The following is a 16,171-nucleotide window of genomic DNA, read 5'->3' as shown; positions in this document are numbered from 1 at the left end:
GCATTAAATTTTCTATTCTAATAACGTTATGAAAAAGAAAAGTAGTTGGTTTATTGTTCTTGTTATAACTGGATTTATTGGGTGGGGATGCGCTGCGGAGTCGGATGAAAACAGAGCGTATATTTCGGGACAATTTGAAATAGCAGATACGGCTAATAATGAAATTGATTTTACGGATATAGAATTTTCTGTTATTGATGAAGATACGGCGGGCGTAGATACACTTTTTAATGCTGTTGTTAACTCTTCTGGTGCATTTTCAGGAGACGTTATTTTTCCGGAAAGGCGTCAATATCCGCTGGTAATAAGTCAACGTGGAAAAGATATAGGAGAGATTGGCGTTATTCTGGCTGATCAGGATACTATTGAAATAACTGGTGAATGGCCCAATCTCGAGGAGTCAATTGAGATTACATCCCGGGAACATAACGCAATGACACAGTATCAGCGTCTGAACCGGAACTTTAACCGCATTGTACAAGCGGCTCGTTCCGGCCAGCTTTCGGGTGATAGCTTACGACAACAGCTCGACAACTGGACCGATCTCTATTGGCAGGTTTATGAAGATAACCGGGGAACAATCGGATCGCAGTTAGCGGCGCGGCAGTCAATCCAGATTGCACAAGGCTTGGATAACCAGAAAATGATGGATCGTATACGAACGGTTCAGGATAATGATGAGCTCGTTGATTTAGGTGTTACACTGGGAAAAAATTACATCGCCAACAGCCGCGGACTGAATCCTGCGCTGGCATACCTGGATACGCTTTCTGGTCTTACCGAAACGGAAGATCGGGCTATGGAGATCGATATGGAACGGATTAAACTGCTCTACGACAGCGCCCGTGTTGATGCGGCACAAGAGCGGCTGGATAAGTTTACAGAAGCATATCCGGATGAGGAGAAAGAGTGGGTTGAGTCTATGAGCTATGATCTCAATTACCTGTCACCGGGTGATGCGATTCCCAACTTCCAATTCATCGAAAATGGAAAGCAAATCGGCCGGGATTCGCTGATAGGAACACCCTATATTTTGGAAGTTACCCGGCTGTCTAATAAGCTTTATCAAGAACAGTTTGATAGAACGGTTGTAATTCACAGCATCTACAAAAACTACGGATTACAAGTAGTAACACTTCCGCTTGATGAAAGCCAGATTACGGTTGATGCTTTTTTCGAAGAACGAGTTAAACCATGGCCCGTAGCCGATGCGCAGGCATTTGACCGCGAAAAACTTTTAGAGGATTTCAATATTCAATTGATTCCAACTCGATTTCTTGTTGATCGGGATGGTAAGATTGTGCGTAAATACGTTGGTAATGAGTACGAGGATGTTATCGAAGGTATTCAAACTGTCATAGAAAAAGAAGAACCAGCATCATGAGAAAATTATTAATAGCCGGAAACTGGAAAATGAATTGTGGTCCCAAAGCTACCTCTACACTTTTACAGGGGATTGGCGACAGACTAGAAAATATGAAAATGCCCGATGAGGTCGATGGGTTAGTATGTCCGCCGATGATTTCCCTGACAACTGCCTCTGTGGAGCTGCAGGATATTGAAGATATCGCATTGGGAGCCCAGAATGTCCATTACGAAGATAATGGATCATACACTGGAGAAGTAAGTACTCAGATGCTTAACGAGGTCAATTGTAAATATGTGATCTTAGGCCACTCAGAACGCCGCCAGTATTTCGGTGAGACGGACAAAACCGTAAAAGCTAAAGTCAATAAAGCGTTGGAGGATAACCTTAGGCCCGTCATCTGTGTAGGAGAATCATTAGAGCAGCGCAAGAATGATGAACATGTGCTGCGTGTACGTAAACAAGTTGAAGAAGCACTTGTTGATGTTGGCGATGAAGAGGCCGTTAATCTGGTAATTGCCTATGAACCTATCTGGGCTATCGGAACCGGCGAAACCGCTACGCCTGATCAGGCCCAGGAGATGCATCAGATGATCCGCTCGGTACTCGCTGATCTTTTTTCACAAGATGTAGCCGATCAGATTCGTATTCTTTATGGCGGAAGTATGAAACCTCATAACGCTGAAGAACTGTTAAGCGAACCTGATGTGGATGGCGGATTGATCGGCGGCGCTTCTCTTAAAGCTGAGAGTTTCACCGATATTATTGATATTGCCGATCAGTTATCTTCCGATTAATCATTTTTTAGCTTCGCCCCGGGGAAAATAAATCGCAGTTATTAAATTTTAACGAAAGTTTCGATAAGCATGAATGTATTACTACTCGGCAGTGGTGGACGGGAACACGCTATGGCATGGAGTATTGCAAAATCAGATAAGCTGAATCAGCTTTATATAGCGCCGGGTAACCCGGGCACTGCACAGGTCGGTACCAACGTAGATCTGTCACTTTCTGATTTTGATGCTATCCTTAAGTTTATTGAGGAGAACAACATCGACCTGACCGTTGTTGGTCCGGAAAAGCCGCTCGTGAACGGCATTGCGGATTTCCTGGAGGAGAAAGGCCATAAAGTCTTTGGACCATCTCAAAAGGCAGCACAGCTCGAGGGTAGCAAAAACTTTGCGAATAATTTTATGAAAGAGAATCGCGTGCCCACCGCCGATTTTGAAACCTATTCGCGTAGCGAATTCGATAAAGCTCTGAAAGTGATCAAAAGCAAAGATGAATATCCTGTAGTTCTGAAGGCGGATGGATTAGCCGGTGGTAAAGGCGTTTTCATTTGTATGACAGAAGATGAAGTTGAAAAACGTCTTAATGAACTAAAAGAAAATGACCGTTTTAAAGAGGCCGCTCAGAAATTAGTGGTCGAAGAATTTTTAGAAGGAAGAGAAGCATCTGTTTTTGTTATTTCGGATGGGAAAACAGCCAAAATTCTGCATTATGCGCAAGATCATAAACGTATCGGTGAAGGAGATACCGGCTTGAATACCGGTGGAATGGGGGCATATTGTCCCACACCGGTAATAGGACAACGTATGTTGCAGCGGGTCGAAAAAGAAATTATTCTGCCTACTATTTCAGCCATGCTGCTGGATGAAAATCCCTATAAGGGTATTTTGTACTGCGGTCTGATGATTACCGATGAAGGGCCTAAGGTCGTGGAATTTAATTGCCGTCTCGGCGATCCCGAAGCACAGGCCATTTTGCCTTCTCTGCAATCCGATTTTCTGGAACTTATAGAAGCGGCAGCAAATGAGAATCTGAATGAAAAAGAAGTAAAAGTTGATGATAAATATCGCTGCTGCGTTGTACTGGCTTCAGAGGGGTATCCCCGAAAATATCAGAAAGGAAAGCTTATAAGCGGCATTGAAAATGTCTCTGACGATGCTTTTGTTTTTCATGCTGGTACCAAAGAGCAGAACGGAAAATATTATTCAGATGGGGGGCGAGTACTTAATGTAGTTGGAGCAGGTGACACGCTCCAAACAGCTATTAAGAAAACATATCAGGAAGTGGATAAGGTATCATTTGATAATAAATATTTCCGCTCAGATATCGGTGCGAAAGGCCTTATATATCTCGATGAATGAATCAGGATAAAGCTAAAGAGAAATTCTTGCTTGTCTTGGTTTATTGCAATAATCGCCCTTTCTATTTAGTTTTATTTTAAAACTAAATTAAATTCACTGCGTTATGCCTACCAATATTACAATTAGAAATATTCCTGATAAGGTGTATGAAAAATTAAAAAAACAGGCTGATCTACATCACCGAAGTATCAATAGTGAAGTAATTTTTTATTTAAAAAAGATAGTTCAAAGTAATCGACGCGACCCTGAGCAAGTTATTACCCGAGCCAAAAGAATTAAACAGAAAGCGAATGGTTCTCTTTCTATGGATGAAATTCAACAAGCAATTGATCAAGGGCGTCCATGATTGTTGTTGACACAAATCTTATTGCCAGCATGTGGGTGCCAAATGATATGGATAAATGGGCTTATCAAGTTTTGACAAAAGATTCTAATTGGGTGGCTCCGTTGCTTTGGCGTTCAGAATTTAGAAATGTCCTAGCAATTTACTTGCGTAAAAATATTTTAGAGCTGCCGGTAGCTTTGCAAGCAATGGAGGAAGCAGAACAACTTATGAATGTCAATGAGTTTGAAGTAAATTCAACACAAGTTATGAGTCTGGTTTCTAACTCTTCCTGCTCAGCCTATGATTGTGAGTTTTTGGCATTGGCTGAAGACTTAAATACACAATTAGTAACATTTGACAATAAAATTAATAGCGAGTTTCCTGATACTGCTGTAAATCCCAAGGAATTCGTCGAATAGGCGAGGTAAGAGTGAGATCTAAAAAACGAAATATTTCACCACGCTTTAATTTGTTCATTCAAAAAGTTTTGATAACTCATTGCGCTGAATTTTTCCGCTCCGGGTACGTGGCAGCGAATCAGTTTGTATTATTTGCTTAGGAATTTTAAAGGCAGTCACTCGTTTTTTCAATTCCTCCTGAATTTTTTCAGAATTGATTGGCTGTCCGTTTTCGGCGACAACCACTGCTGCTACCCGTTCACCCCACTCATCATCGGGCAGCCCGATAACAGCAGCTTCACTGATTGAATCTATTTTTTTTAGTTCTGCTTCAACCTCAAAAGGAGAGACATTTTCACCGCCGGTAATGATAAGGTCGGATCGGCGTGATTCTATAAAAAGCTGTCCGTGACTGTTCAGGTGCCCGTAATCTCCTGTCTTAAACCAGCCATCTTCATCAAAATAATCTGTATTATCCCGATTAATATAACCGTCAAAAACCTGTGGTCCCTTTAGCCAGATTTCTCCAGACGTATTTATACTTACCGCCTCATTCTGATCGTCCCGTATTTCTATTTTGTTGGGATTAAAAACTTGCCCCACACTTTTTAGCGGACCGTAGGTTCCACTCGGTTTTAACAGAGGATTAGCAGCAATTTGTGCACATGTTTCTGTCATGCCGTAGCTGGGTACCAGCGGGACTCCTTTTGTAGCACATTTTTCAATCAAACCCTGATCAACAGGTCCGCCCCCCAGTAAAATGGCTTTAAAATTTTTATGGACAAAAAATCCCGGTGTTTCCATGAGGCGTTTCAGCATAGTAGGTACCAGCGAAGCCGCCTGAAAAAGTTTGTTTTCAATTAGAAAGGTCTTGATCATTTCCGGGTGAAAACTCTTCATCCGGAAAATAGCCGATCCGTAAAGTAGCGATCGCAGGATAATAGAAATACCGCCGATGTGATTTAGTGGCAGACATAAAAGCCAAAAATGGTTAACACGCGGCTTAAAATTTTCTGCCGATGCTTTGCTTGCAAAAAGTATTTGACGACGTTTAAGCGGCACAATTTTCGGAGTATTGGAAGTCCCAGAAGTAAAGAAGTATCCAAAAGTATTTTCGGGATCGGTATCCGGAGTATAGTTCTCTGCCTGATAGCCCAGTTCAACATCCATCGAAAGCGAACGTGGCAAATCAAGCTGCTTGATATCAATTTTTTCTGGGTGATCGATTTTGGATTGCAGTTCTGCCGATGCGAAGATGATCCCCAGATCAATCTCATCGATTTGTCGATTTAATTCTTCTGAGGATGCTTTTTCATCAAATGGTACAAAAGGGATACCGAGATTCCAGCAAGCTGCAATAGCAAAGATTAGCGTATCAGAGGATGGAGCCAGAAAACCTATTGGCTTATCGAAATCATGATCAAAGTCGAATAGAAATTGCAAAAAGAACTTTTCAAACTGCTCTAAATCGCTGTAGGAATGCAGGCCGAAACTGGATCCTAAAAACAGATCATCAGATCTGGGAGATTTAAATGATGGTATATCTGCTGCGTTATTCACTACAGATCAAAATAATTTTGAAGAAACTTCATGTAATTGTTTTGCTATTTGTTTCGGCTGATTTAGCAGCATTGTTACATCATAATATCCATTTGTTATAAAAGCACTATCTGAATAAATATCATTGGCAAATAAATTTCCGGTAGTCAGACCATGTGCTGTTTCCGGTGCTCCTTTTCCTGATGCCAACGTAGCAGTTATCGCCCGTCCAATGCCACTTTCCAAGCTTGAGGTAATCACCACTCTATTTTCATGAGTATCAGCTAGGCGTTTTGTTTCAAATAATTTTGTAAAACTTCCTAAAAGCATTGGTTTTAGGATGAGATATGAGGTGTAAGGAAGCAGATTCGGCCAGTAAGAAACCTGTAAAATGGTTTCATCTATTGCCAGCGGCAGCTGAGTTTGATCACTAAGCAGTTCAAAATTTTGAGGCGTGGGATCACGAAGAGGTTCTTCACAATATTCCAAATTCAGGGTGGCTAGTTGATTGCATTTTTCCGGAGCTTCTTCGGCTGTCCACTGCTGGTTGGCATCAACACGAATAGTTAGTTCTGGAAATTGTGTCCTAATTTCCTGGAGATGATGTAGTTCGGCCTCGAAATCCAGACCGATCTTGTATTTTATGGTCTGAAATCCCGCCGAAACTTTTTTCTCAGTCTTCTCTAAGTAATCATTTGTTTGTAACGACACAAGTCCGTTAACTGGTATTTGGGTAGGAGCATCGGGAAATAGAAAATTCTTTAAATTTTTATCTGAACGCCCGGCTTCTATCTGATAAGCTAATGAATCGAGTCCAAATTGAAGCTCGGGTGGGATCTCTTCTTTATTGTAAAGACTTTGCAGCTCAGAAACTGATTCTTTACGTTTTAAGAGATCCTCCAGTTCACTTTTTATATCATTTAAAATTGGTAAAATTTCATCAAGTGTTACTTTTGAAAACTGAGGTAGGGGGGCAACTTCTCCGAAATAATGCACGTCTTCCCCTCTATATTCGACGATAATTCCTTCGCGGTCCTCAAACGTTTTTTTGGTAGTTTGGAGCGGATCCAGAAATGGGAGACTGTATCTATAGTAATTTATAACCATAATAAGTCAGCTAATATACCAGCACTAAACAGAATACCAAACAGCGTCATAAATTGGGCTGTTTGTTCCAGTCTTTTGTTCAACTTACGTTTATCTTTATCGACCCAAACTTTCAGAAGTAAAATGCCTGCAAAAGGTACTGTTAAGTATGGAAGGAAAATCACCAGGTTGTAATCAAGTTGAAAATAAAAATGGGGAGGAATAGCCAGAGCCAGCAGCAGCATTAGCAGGTATTCCCAGCGAAGGATATTCTCACCAAATAGAACTCCAAGCGTATTTTTACTAGCTTTGCTGTCTTGTTCAATGTCACGCAGATTGTTTACTACGAGGATATTAGTAGCCAGTGCTCCTACCGGCAGTGAAGCCCAAAAAGAGGCATTACTCCATTCCAGGGCATTTACATAATAGGTGCCCATTACTGCAACAATCCCGAAGAATATAAAGACGAAGAGATCACCCAGTCCATTATACCCCAAAGGAAATGGACCACCAGTGTAAAGCACTCCGCAGATGATAGAGGCAATGCCAATCCAGAAAATAACCCAACCGGCGTGCCAAATCAGATAAAGTCCCAGTAGAAAAGCCAGCCCCATGGTAATTAAGGTAGCATTGCGCATGGATTCAGCTGAAATGTGTCCCATCGCTGTGGCACGTTCGAATCCAATACGATCCTCAGTATCGGCACCTTTAATAAAATCAAAATAATCGTTGGCGAAGTTAGTTCCTATCTGTATAAGGAAGGCGCAAAGCAGAGCTACGAAGCTGGGTACGGGCGCAAAGCTATGATCATGATAGGCTAGTGACGCACCTACGCAAACAGGCACAAAAGCAGCTGCAAGAGTTTGAGGACGCGCAGCATGAAGCCAGATACTCAGCGTTGACTTATTATTCATTGGACAAATGGAGCAAATTATGTGGATAATAATTTTGCTGCAATTATACTAATAAATTGTTCACTTAAAAAAACAAGCCTGATCCCATTATCTGCAAAACAAATTTAGTTTATTATCGGTATATAGGAGTTTTTACTTAAAAATTTAAACATATATACTTTATTTACCTTTATAAATAATATGTTGATAAAAAAATAATTAAATAATTTGTGTTAATGTTATTTAAATAATTATTTTAGAAGCGAATTTTAATATTCAATTAAAACACAACCTAACATACTCAAATGACTAAGGTAACTAGACGTTATGACACGCTGGCCGCTGCTCGAAACTGGTCTCCGAAATCAAACGGTGAATCATCCGATGCGATGAATGTGACGGAGCTATTCGGACAGAATACACTTCAGCAAGAGGATTTAAAAGAGCGGCTTCCTAAAACAATCTGGAAAGATTTGGAAAAGACAATTCGCGAAGGCGAACAGCTTAATTCAAAAGTAGCTGACGCTGTTGCGGTGGCTATGAAAGATTGGGCAATGGAGAAAGGAGCGACCCATTTTACACATTGGTTTCAGCCGCTAACAGGATTGACGGCAGAAAAGCATGACAGTTTTATAACGCCGAACCAGGGAGGCGGTGCTATTGCTGAATTTTCTGGATCGGACCTTATCCAGGGAGAACCTGATGCTTCCAGTTTTCCGAGCGGAGGACTACGCCAGACGTTTGAAGCACGAGGATACACCGCCTGGGATCCTACATCTCCGGCTTTTATCATGGAAAATGAGAATGGTTCTTATCTCTGCATTCCCACTGCTTTTGCCTCGTGGACGGGCGAAGCGCTTGATCACAAAACACCGCTGCTGCGTTCTAATGAAGCCCTGGATAAACAAGCCAAACGTGCACTTAAGTTGTTTGATGTCGATACGAAGCGCGTGTCATCAACAGTAGGTTGTGAACAGGAATACTTTCTGATTGATCAGGAGTTTTATTATCGACGTCCCGATCTGATGACCGCCGGCCGAACATTAGTGGGGGCCAAGCCGCCACGCGGGCAAGAGCTGGATGATCATTATTTCGGATCGATCCAGGAGCGGGTTCTTTCATTTATGCTTGAGGCTGAGAAAGAACTGTACAAGCTCGGCATTCCCGTTAAAACGCGTCATAATGAGGTAGCTCCGGGACAATTTGAAATTGCACCGATATTTGAAACTTGCAACATTGCTGCCGACCACCAGCAATTAATGATGATTACTTTAAAAAGGGTTGCTCGCAATTACGGGCTGGAGTGCTTGCTCCACGAGAAACCTTTTGACGGACTTAATGGCAGTGGTAAGCACCTGAACTGGTCGATGAGTACCAGCGAAGGAATGAATCTGCTGGAACCAGGTGATAACCCGCATGACAATATGCAGTTCCTGTTTTTCTTTACGGCCATCCTTAAAGCTGTATATGAGCATCAGGATCTGCTGCGAATTAGTATTGCTCATGCCGGCAACGATCACCGTCTGGGAGCCAATGAAGCTCCGCCTGCTATTATTTCGGCGTATATTGGCGATCAGTTATCTGATGTGATTGACCAGCTGCTGAATGGAGGTGCGAAGGAATCAAAGCAGGGGGGGCTGCTGGGTCTTGGTTCGCCTGTGCTGCCTTCATTGCCTAAACACGCCGGCGACCGTAACCGTACCTCTCCGTTTGCTTTCACCGGCAACAAATTTGAGTTCCGTGCTGTTGGATCCAGTCAATCTATTTCGTTCCCCATCGTAGTGCTAAATACGATTGTAGCGGATGCCATTGATTATATGTGTACTGAACTTGAAGAGAAAGTCGATGGCGGCGAATCAATCGAAAAAGCGTTGGGATTTGTACTTCGGGATACACTCTCTGATTCCAAAGATATCATTTTTAATGGCGATGGATATTCAAAAGAGTGGGAAGAAGAGGCCGAAGAACGCGGCTTGCTTAATCTGCGTACAACCATGGACGCGCTGCCCAAGCTATCAGATCAGAAAAATATCGACCTGTTCGAAAAGCATGATGTGCTGAATAAGCGTGAGATTCATTCGCGACAGGAGATCTGGGCCGAGCAGTATCTTACGACCATCAATATTGAGGCGGATACAACCGAAGCGATGGCTAAGACAATGATCTATCCTGCGGCCATACGTTATATGAATGAATTGGCTGAAAATGTTGAGCGAATCGATCGTTTATCTCTTAATAATAAGGGAGCGCGTGAAATGCTCCGAAAAGTTAACGGAGGGCTAAACGATCTTAACGATGCATTAGATAAGCTACGTGAAATCGTCCTGGAAAGTAACGGCGATTCCGTTATTGAAAGTGCCACCTACGTTAAGGATGAGGTTATCCCGGTAATGAATGATATCAGGGATGCCGTAGATTTCCTTGAACGATATGTGGCCGATGACTACTGGCCTCTGCCTATTTATCGGGAGATGCTGTTTGTTAAATAGTATCCGTAGATCATAAGATTAACCGAGATATCAACCCTCAGGGTATTTTCTACCCTGAGGGTTTTATTTTTTGGGATCTGAACCGTTGCTGGATTTTTGATTAGTAGTTATTAGGGATAGTTGAGGTGTGGAGTAGTTGTTGCCTAAAGCCTGAAGATGAATCATCAGGCTAAGAAGCCTAAACCCGAAGCTCACTTAAGTGACCTTTCAGTAAAAATTATTAGCCCACGGATTTATCCGTGGGTAAGAGGTAACTTTATTTTTATGTGCAACTCTGGGTCTCCTTTGCTTTCTCTGTTTGTATAACTTTACTAATCCCACATCTTCGTTTATTTAACGCTGGAAAAAAACCATACAGTTCTATATATAACTAATTCGAAATAACTATCATGAACAAAATACTATGGTGATGATTAAACGAATTGGACTAGGGATTATCTTCTTATTGCTGATAGGGCAGATAACAGCTTTTGCACAAGATGGAGCTGCCGAGCAAATTCATCAGCAAATAAGTGAACAAACCGAAGAAATTTTTGATCAGGTTGTTGAATGGCGCAGGCATTTTCATGAAAATCCGGAGCTTTCGAACAGGGAAGAAGAAACGGCCGCTTATATTGCCGATTACCTGCGGTCGTTAGATATGGAGGTAGAGACGGGAGTTGCCCATACAGGTGTCGTAGGTATTCTTGAGGGCGAAAAGGATGGTCCCGTTGTCGGTCTTCGGGCTGATATTGATGCCCTGCCCGTGACGGAGCGTACCGATGTGCCATTTAAATCTACGAAAACTACCACCTATTTAGGAGAAGAAACCGGTGTCATGCATGCCTGTGGACACGATACACATATTGCTATGTTGATGGGAGCTGCAAAGATTCTTAATGATATGAAAGATGAGCTCCAGGGGACGGTAAAATTTATTTTCCAGCCGGCCGAAGAGGGTTCTCCTCCCGGTGAAGAGGGCGGTGCCGAACTTATGGTCAAAGAGGGCGTGCTGGAGAATCCTGATGTGGATGTGATCTTTGGCCAGCACATCAATTCGCAGACTGAAGTTGGGGAAATCAAGTACAAGCCCAAAGGTACAATGGCTGCTTCTGATCGTTTTGTAATCAAAGTTAAAGGGAAGCAGACACACGGTTCCACACCATGGACTGGGGTTGATCCTATTGTGACTTCTGCCAAGATTATCGAAGGACTCCAGACAATTATAAGCCGACAAACTGAACTTACCGAAGCTGCAGCGGTTATATCGGTAGGAAAAATCCAGGCGGGAGTTCGCAATAATATCATTCCCGAAGAAGCAGAGATGATTGGTACTATCCGCACGCTTGATACTGAGATGCAGGAGATAATTCATGATAAAATTCGTCATGTCGTAACTACAACGGCAGAAAGTATGGGTGCCACAGCCGAAGTAGAAATCGAAAAAGGTTATCCGGTTACTTACAACAATCCGGAGTTGACAGAGCAAATGGTACCGACGCTTGAGCGTGTAGCCGGCAGTGGTAATGTAATTTTGCAAAATGCCATTACCGGAGCCGAAGATTTCTCCTTTTTTCAAAAAGAAGTACCCGGTTTTTACTGGTTTGTGGGAGGAATGCCAAAAGGCATGGATCCAGCGGAAGCCGCTCCGCATCACACGCCTGACTTTTACATCGAGGAAGAGGGTATGAAGCTGGGGGTAAAATCACTGGCGTCTCTAACTATTGATTATATGATGAATTACAGCGAGTGATTCATCATTATTATAATATATGAGTAGAGCGATTTGGCAAATCGCTCTACAATAACACTAATCTTAAAACTTGAGTCAGAATAGGTTCTCAACAATTTTCCAAAGGATGGTAAAATTCAACGGATACCGCTGCAAAAATCCATGAGTAAGAGTATATTTAGAGTAATAATTCAGCAAAAAAATGAAAAGGAAAAAGTTAAGGGAGAGATATGTATATTTATTTCATCATCATTGCGGTTATAGTTTTAATAGTAATTGCAGCTACAGTTGTAATTATCAATCGTAATAAATAATAGATCTTATCAGAACAGTTACCCCTGCAAATAAATATATATTCCGTTCGTTCGAGTGATAGTTTTCTTTTGCGAACAAAGATCAACAGTTAACGTATATTAACAATGGATTAACTGGTTCAAGTAAATACTTAACAGCCTTCATTATTCGAATTCACCCTCAGGAACCGTATATTCCCCTGAAAGAAAATGATAATTAATACAGCATATTTTTGAACTATCAATCACCCCAATACAGCCCAAATACACAGCTTTCAATATTTCCCCCAGCGGTTAAACACCTCCTTATAATCAACTTATTGGCATTTCTTGCTCTCAATACGCCAATGGTTGGACAATTTCTGTTTGAGTTTGGGGCACTTTGGCCGATAGGATCAGGACGTTTTGACCTATGGCAGTTGGTCTCCTATATGTTTTTACATGCCAGCCTGGGACATATTTTCTTCAATCTTTTTGCTTTGTGGATGTTTGGTCAGGCTATTGAAAACTTCTGGGGAACAGAACGATTTGTAATGTATTATTTTTTCACGGGAATAGGAGCTGCACTTCTACACATGTTGATAGGAGGCGGAGGAGCTCCAACACTTGGTGCTTCGGGAGCAGTGTATGGTATTTTGCTTGCTTTTGGAATGATGTTTCCCGAACGGCCAATCATGCTCCTGTTTCCGCCCATCCCCATAAAAGCAAAATACTTTGTAGCTATTTTTGGTGTTATTGAGCTTGTCAGCGGACTAACCCGCGCAAATTCAGGAGTTGCCCATTTTGCTCATCTGGGAGGAATGCTGGTCGGCTTTATTCTGATTAAATATTGGGGGCTTAAGGGTGAAGATTCTTATTACTAACAGTAAAATTTTTTTAAATTAAAAGTGTGAGAGAAATTTCAATATCAGATTGAGGCATGCATAACGATTCATTCGGCACTTCCGTAAAGCAGGGATACCGTGGGTTGCCTACAGCAATCCGGGCTATTATTACGCTTAATATTGCCGTATTTTTAATTCAGTCCATTCTGGCTATTATAAGTCCTGCATATAGCAATGCGTTGATTCAGGCATTTGCTTTTTATCCCGAATGGCAGACAGCTCTTTTTCAGCCATGGCGAATGGTAACCTATATGTTTTTACACGGCGGTGTCTTTCACCTGCTGTTTAATATGCTATGGCTCTGGTGGCTGGGACGTTCTGTTGAGGAAACGCTCGGCCCACGTACATTTACGGCTATTTTCATGGGAGCCGGTATCGGCGGAGCTTTGCTAGATATCATCTTTGCACAGTTCCTGGGCATCAACTATGTGATTGGAGCCTCGGGTGCGGTTTACGGCATTATGGTTTCTTTTGCAATGCTTTATCCCACCATGCCCATTATGCTGATTTTACTGCCGCCCATCCAAGCACGATATCTCATCGCAGGACTTATTGCCATCGATGTTTTGTTACTGGGATCCTCGGACGGGACGGCTCGTATTGTGCATTTGGGCGGTGCAGGTATAGGTTATCTGATGATGAAAGCTCACACTCGTGGACAGGATTGGGGGCAGTGGTTATTGCCTATTGAACAGTTTTGGTATCGCGTGAAAGGAGTATATCAACAGAAAAAAACGCAGCCCCAAAACGAGAATATGTACTCTGTTTCTGACGTTGAAATCATTGACGAAACAGATCAATCCGAGCTGGATGAAATTCTCGAGAAAATATCCGAAAAAGGATATGATGCTCTCACAAAAGAGGAAAAAAAGAAGCTCTTTGAACTGAGCAAGAAAACGTAATTATCACAAATTAGGTTAGAGTATCTGCGTCGTATCTGTTTTTAAAGGATACGATAGAATCAAGAAATAAAATACAATTATGTCTCACATTAAACGACGTGAATCGATACAGGTAATGGTTGGTGACGTACCGGTAGGGGGCGGAGCTCCCATTGTGGTGCAGTCGATGACCAATACCGATACGTCTGATGTTGAAGCGACAACTGAACAAATCAAATACCTTCATCGCGAAGGTTCCGAAATTGTCCGCATCACAGTTAATAATGATGACGCAGCCAAGGCTGTTCCGAAAATTAAGGAGAAGCTGCTTGCTGATGGTGTAACGGTGCCTATTGTAGGGGATTTCCACTATAACGGACACAAGCTGCTGGTTGATTATCCCGAAGCAGCTCAGGCACTTTCGAAGTTTCGCATCAATCCCGGGAATACAGGTACCAAGACCCGTGACGAAAATTTTTGCACGATTGTAGAACAGGCTATCAAGCACGATAAACCGGTACGCATCGGTGTTAACTGGGGATCGCTGGATCAAAAGTTGCTGGCTAAAAAGATGGATGAAAATAGTGAGCTCGAGAATCCCAAATCATCCAAACAGGTAATGCTTGATACAATGGTGGAGAGTGCGCGTCGCTCGGCAGAGCTGGCTGAAAATGTAGGTCTCCCATCTGATAAAATTATTATCAGCTGTAAGATGTCGCACGTGCAGGATGTCGTGCATGTCTACGAGCGGATTGCTGAACTGCTTCCATATCCGTTGCATGTTGGACTAACCGAGGCAGGTATGGGCATGAAAGGAACTGTATCGAGTACGGCAGCCTTGTCAGTACTGCTGCAACAAGGCATCGGAGATACCATTCGAGTCTCGCTGACGCCCAAGCCCGGCGGAGATCGGGCACAGGAAGTCCGTATTTGTCAGCAGATACTGCAATCGCTTGGGATTCGAAACTTTGTACCTCAGGTAACGGCTTGTCCAGGGTGTGGACGTACAAATAGTACCTATTTCCAGGAGCTTGCCGATGAAATCCAGGATTACCTGCGTGAGATGATGCCGATCTGGCGGGATGTTTATCCCGGTGTTGAAGAGATGAATGTGGCCGTGATGGGATGCGTCGTAAACGGTCCCGGCGAATCACGTAATGCCGATATCGGTATCTCACTACCGGGCACATTTGAAGAGCCCAAAGCTCCGGTTTATATGGATGGAGAGCATTATAAAACATTGCGGGGTGAGGGCATTGGAGAAGAATTTCGTAATATTCTCGATAATTACGTCATGCGGAATTATGGCACTAATGGGGAAGAAGAGCCCGAAACCGCTGAACAAACCACTTAGCATTATCTGGTGCTTATATGCTATTATAAACTCTATTATCGCAGCTCCTACAAAGATTATATTTCCTTTGCTTATCTCTGTCTTTCTGATTTCTTGTGGAGATCGAGCGCCTGTCGATCAGGAATACCTTAAATCGGAACAATATCAAGAGTTCAGTGAGAAACAGGCACAGGAACAAACCTTCCGGATTGAAAGCTACAAAACACTTGAGAAATATCTGGCTGAATTCGGACAGTGTGATTTAGGCAGTGAGCGAGATTACCCGTTGCAGATAGATAGCAGTATTCTTGAGAAAGAGCTTTCAACATGCGATGAAATAGAGGATAAATACGATACCAATTTCAATATTGGAAATCTCGGTTATTCTTCTTTCGAAGATGTTATCATTCGTTGGATTATAGTTCAAAGAGAATCAATCTATGAAGATACAGAACTCATTGCAGCTACCTATCATGATGATTCATTAGTAAGTTTCCAAACAGTGGGTGTATTCCGACAAAACCTACAACAGGATATCTCAACAGACATTAACGTTGACCAACAAGATGATTATATCCGTATACAGTCATCAATGGATCGGGGAATCAAATATCCATTTAACTATGACAACATAATTCATTCTACCTTTCAGATTGATACACGGGGAATGATTGAAGAGCGGAAATGATCCGCCAACAAGTTATCAGCCACTGCCAAAATATCGTGATGAGCAAAATCGTTCATGAATATGGTTACATCCGACTGCTGGAGGATCTTTCTATAGAGGTTGCTTCGGATGGCAGCATCAGGAAAATCTAAGTAA

At 42.4% G+C, this 16,171-nt stretch carries 14 protein-coding genes; 11 read left to right on the top strand and 3 right to left on the bottom strand.

Annotated elements, in window-relative coordinates:
* Nucleotides 1-28: 28 nt before the first annotated feature.
* From ACT3ID_RS07035 to ACT3ID_RS07015, 5 genes are all read left to right on the top strand, one after another.
* Nucleotides 29-1,384, top strand: coding sequence for a TlpA family protein disulfide reductase (locus tag ACT3ID_RS07035; protein WP_491541295.1), 1,356 nt, complete (start codon nucleotides 29-31; stop codon nucleotides 1,382-1,384).
* Nucleotides 1,381-2,163, top strand: a complete 783-nt coding sequence (gene tpiA / locus ACT3ID_RS07030) for a triose-phosphate isomerase (RefSeq protein WP_491541294.1) — start codon at nucleotides 1,381-1,383, stop codon at nucleotides 2,161-2,163. Before ACT3ID_RS07035 ends, tpiA begins: the two co-directional genes overlap by 4 nt.
* Before the next feature lie 69 nt (nucleotides 2,164-2,232).
* On the top strand, nucleotides 2,233-3,516 hold the full coding sequence (purD, locus tag ACT3ID_RS07025; protein ID WP_491541293.1) for a phosphoribosylamine--glycine ligase: 1,284 nt from the start codon (nucleotides 2,233-2,235) through the stop codon (nucleotides 3,514-3,516).
* 103 nt (nucleotides 3,517-3,619) lie between these two features.
* Nucleotides 3,620-3,862 carry a FitA-like ribbon-helix-helix domain-containing protein gene (locus ACT3ID_RS07020; protein WP_491541292.1) on the top strand — a complete coding sequence of 81 codons (243 nt, stop codon included), beginning with the start codon at nucleotides 3,620-3,622 and terminating at the stop codon, nucleotides 3,860-3,862.
* Nucleotides 3,859-4,260, top strand: coding sequence for a type II toxin-antitoxin system VapC family toxin (locus tag ACT3ID_RS07015; protein ID WP_491541291.1), 402 nt, complete (start codon nucleotides 3,859-3,861; stop codon nucleotides 4,258-4,260). Before ACT3ID_RS07020 ends, ACT3ID_RS07015 begins: the two co-directional genes overlap by 4 nt.
* Nucleotides 4,261-4,314: 54 nt before the next feature.
* Here the strand turns inward: ACT3ID_RS07015 and ACT3ID_RS07010 are convergent, their stop codons facing one another.
* The 3 genes from ACT3ID_RS07010 to ACT3ID_RS07000 are packed head-to-tail and all read right to left on the bottom strand — an operon-like array spanning nucleotide 4,315 to nucleotide 7,778.
* Nucleotides 4,315-5,799, bottom strand: coding sequence for an AMP-binding protein (locus ACT3ID_RS07010; RefSeq protein WP_491541290.1), 1,485 nt, complete (start codon nucleotides 5,797-5,799; stop codon nucleotides 4,315-4,317).
* Between the two features lie 6 nt (nucleotides 5,800-5,805).
* The gene (gene menC, locus ACT3ID_RS07005) at nucleotides 5,806-6,885 is read right to left on the bottom strand and encodes an o-succinylbenzoate synthase (protein ID WP_491541289.1); all 1,080 of its coding nucleotides are present in this window, start codon (nucleotides 6,883-6,885) and stop codon (nucleotides 5,806-5,808) included.
* Complete coding sequence (locus tag ACT3ID_RS07000; RefSeq protein WP_491541288.1) at nucleotides 6,876-7,778, bottom strand: 1,4-dihydroxy-2-naphthoate polyprenyltransferase; 903 nt, start codon at nucleotides 7,776-7,778, stop codon at nucleotides 6,876-6,878. Before ACT3ID_RS07000 ends, menC begins: the two co-directional genes overlap by 10 nt.
* Nucleotides 7,779-8,062: 284 nt before the next feature.
* On the opposite strand from ACT3ID_RS07000, the gene ACT3ID_RS06995 reads away from it, so the two are divergent.
* From ACT3ID_RS06995 to ACT3ID_RS06970, 6 genes are all read left to right on the top strand, one after another.
* On the top strand, nucleotides 8,063-10,246 hold the full coding sequence (locus ACT3ID_RS06995) for a glutamine synthetase III family protein (RefSeq protein ID WP_491541287.1): 2,184 nt from the start codon (nucleotides 8,063-8,065) through the stop codon (nucleotides 10,244-10,246).
* 403 nt (nucleotides 10,247-10,649) lie between these two features.
* Entirely contained in the window at nucleotides 10,650-11,978 is a 1,329-nt protein-coding gene (locus tag ACT3ID_RS06990) for an amidohydrolase (protein WP_491541286.1), read from the top strand.
* A 592-nt stretch (nucleotides 11,979-12,570) separates the two neighbouring features.
* Nucleotides 12,571-13,113, top strand: a complete 543-nt coding sequence (locus ACT3ID_RS06985; protein ID WP_491541285.1) for a rhomboid family intramembrane serine protease — start codon at nucleotides 12,571-12,573, stop codon at nucleotides 13,111-13,113.
* A 56-nt stretch (nucleotides 13,114-13,169) separates the two neighbouring features.
* Nucleotides 13,170-14,036, top strand: a complete 867-nt coding sequence (locus tag ACT3ID_RS06980; RefSeq protein ID WP_491541284.1) for a rhomboid family intramembrane serine protease — start codon at nucleotides 13,170-13,172, stop codon at nucleotides 14,034-14,036.
* A 79-nt stretch (nucleotides 14,037-14,115) separates the two neighbouring features.
* On the top strand, nucleotides 14,116-15,369 hold the full coding sequence (gene ispG, locus ACT3ID_RS06975) for a flavodoxin-dependent (E)-4-hydroxy-3-methylbut-2-enyl-diphosphate synthase (RefSeq protein WP_491541283.1): 1,254 nt from the start codon (nucleotides 14,116-14,118) through the stop codon (nucleotides 15,367-15,369).
* Nucleotides 15,329-16,036 carry a hypothetical protein gene (locus ACT3ID_RS06970; protein WP_491541480.1) on the top strand — a complete coding sequence of 236 codons (708 nt, stop codon included), beginning with the start codon at nucleotides 15,329-15,331 and terminating at the stop codon, nucleotides 16,034-16,036. Before ispG ends, ACT3ID_RS06970 begins: the two co-directional genes overlap by 41 nt.
* Nucleotides 16,037-16,171 lie beyond the last annotated feature (135 nt).

Source organism: Fodinibius sp. GM108 (assembly GCF_058386985.1).
The sequence above is the reverse complement of the archived record's forward strand: the minus strand, read 5'-3'. Positions and strand labels throughout refer to the sequence as shown.

What these genes read in the sequence shown, in the direction of transcription:
- ACT3ID_RS07035 (WP_491541295.1), top strand. Translation starts at nt 29, where the DNA reads ATGAAAAAGAAAAGTAGTTGGTTTATTGTTCTTGTTATAACTGGATTT.
- tpiA (WP_491541294.1), top strand. Translation starts at nt 1,381, where the DNA reads ATGAGAAAATTATTAATAGCCGGAAACTGGAAAATGAATTGTGGTCCC.
- purD (WP_491541293.1), top strand. Translation starts at nt 2,233, where the DNA reads ATGAATGTATTACTACTCGGCAGTGGTGGACGGGAACACGCTATGGCA.
- ACT3ID_RS07020 (WP_491541292.1), top strand. Translation starts at nt 3,620, where the DNA reads ATGCCTACCAATATTACAATTAGAAATATTCCTGATAAGGTGTATGAA.
- ACT3ID_RS07015 (WP_491541291.1), top strand. Translation starts at nt 3,859, where the DNA reads ATGATTGTTGTTGACACAAATCTTATTGCCAGCATGTGGGTGCCAAAT.
- menC (WP_491541289.1), bottom strand. Translation starts at nt 6,885, where the DNA reads ATGGTTATAAATTACTATAGATACAGTCTCCCATTTCTGGATCCGCTC.
- ACT3ID_RS07000 (WP_491541288.1), bottom strand. Translation starts at nt 7,778, where the DNA reads ATGAATAATAAGTCAACGCTGAGTATCTGGCTTCATGCTGCGCGTCCT.
- ACT3ID_RS06995 (WP_491541287.1), top strand. Translation starts at nt 8,063, where the DNA reads ATGACTAAGGTAACTAGACGTTATGACACGCTGGCCGCTGCTCGAAAC.
- ACT3ID_RS06990 (WP_491541286.1), top strand. Translation starts at nt 10,650, where the DNA reads ATGGTGATGATTAAACGAATTGGACTAGGGATTATCTTCTTATTGCTG.
- ACT3ID_RS06980 (WP_491541284.1), top strand. Translation starts at nt 13,170, where the DNA reads ATGCATAACGATTCATTCGGCACTTCCGTAAAGCAGGGATACCGTGGG.
- ispG (WP_491541283.1), top strand. Translation starts at nt 14,116, where the DNA reads ATGTCTCACATTAAACGACGTGAATCGATACAGGTAATGGTTGGTGAC.
- ACT3ID_RS06970 (WP_491541480.1), top strand. Translation starts at nt 15,329, where the DNA reads ATGGGGAAGAAGAGCCCGAAACCGCTGAACAAACCACTTAGCATTATC.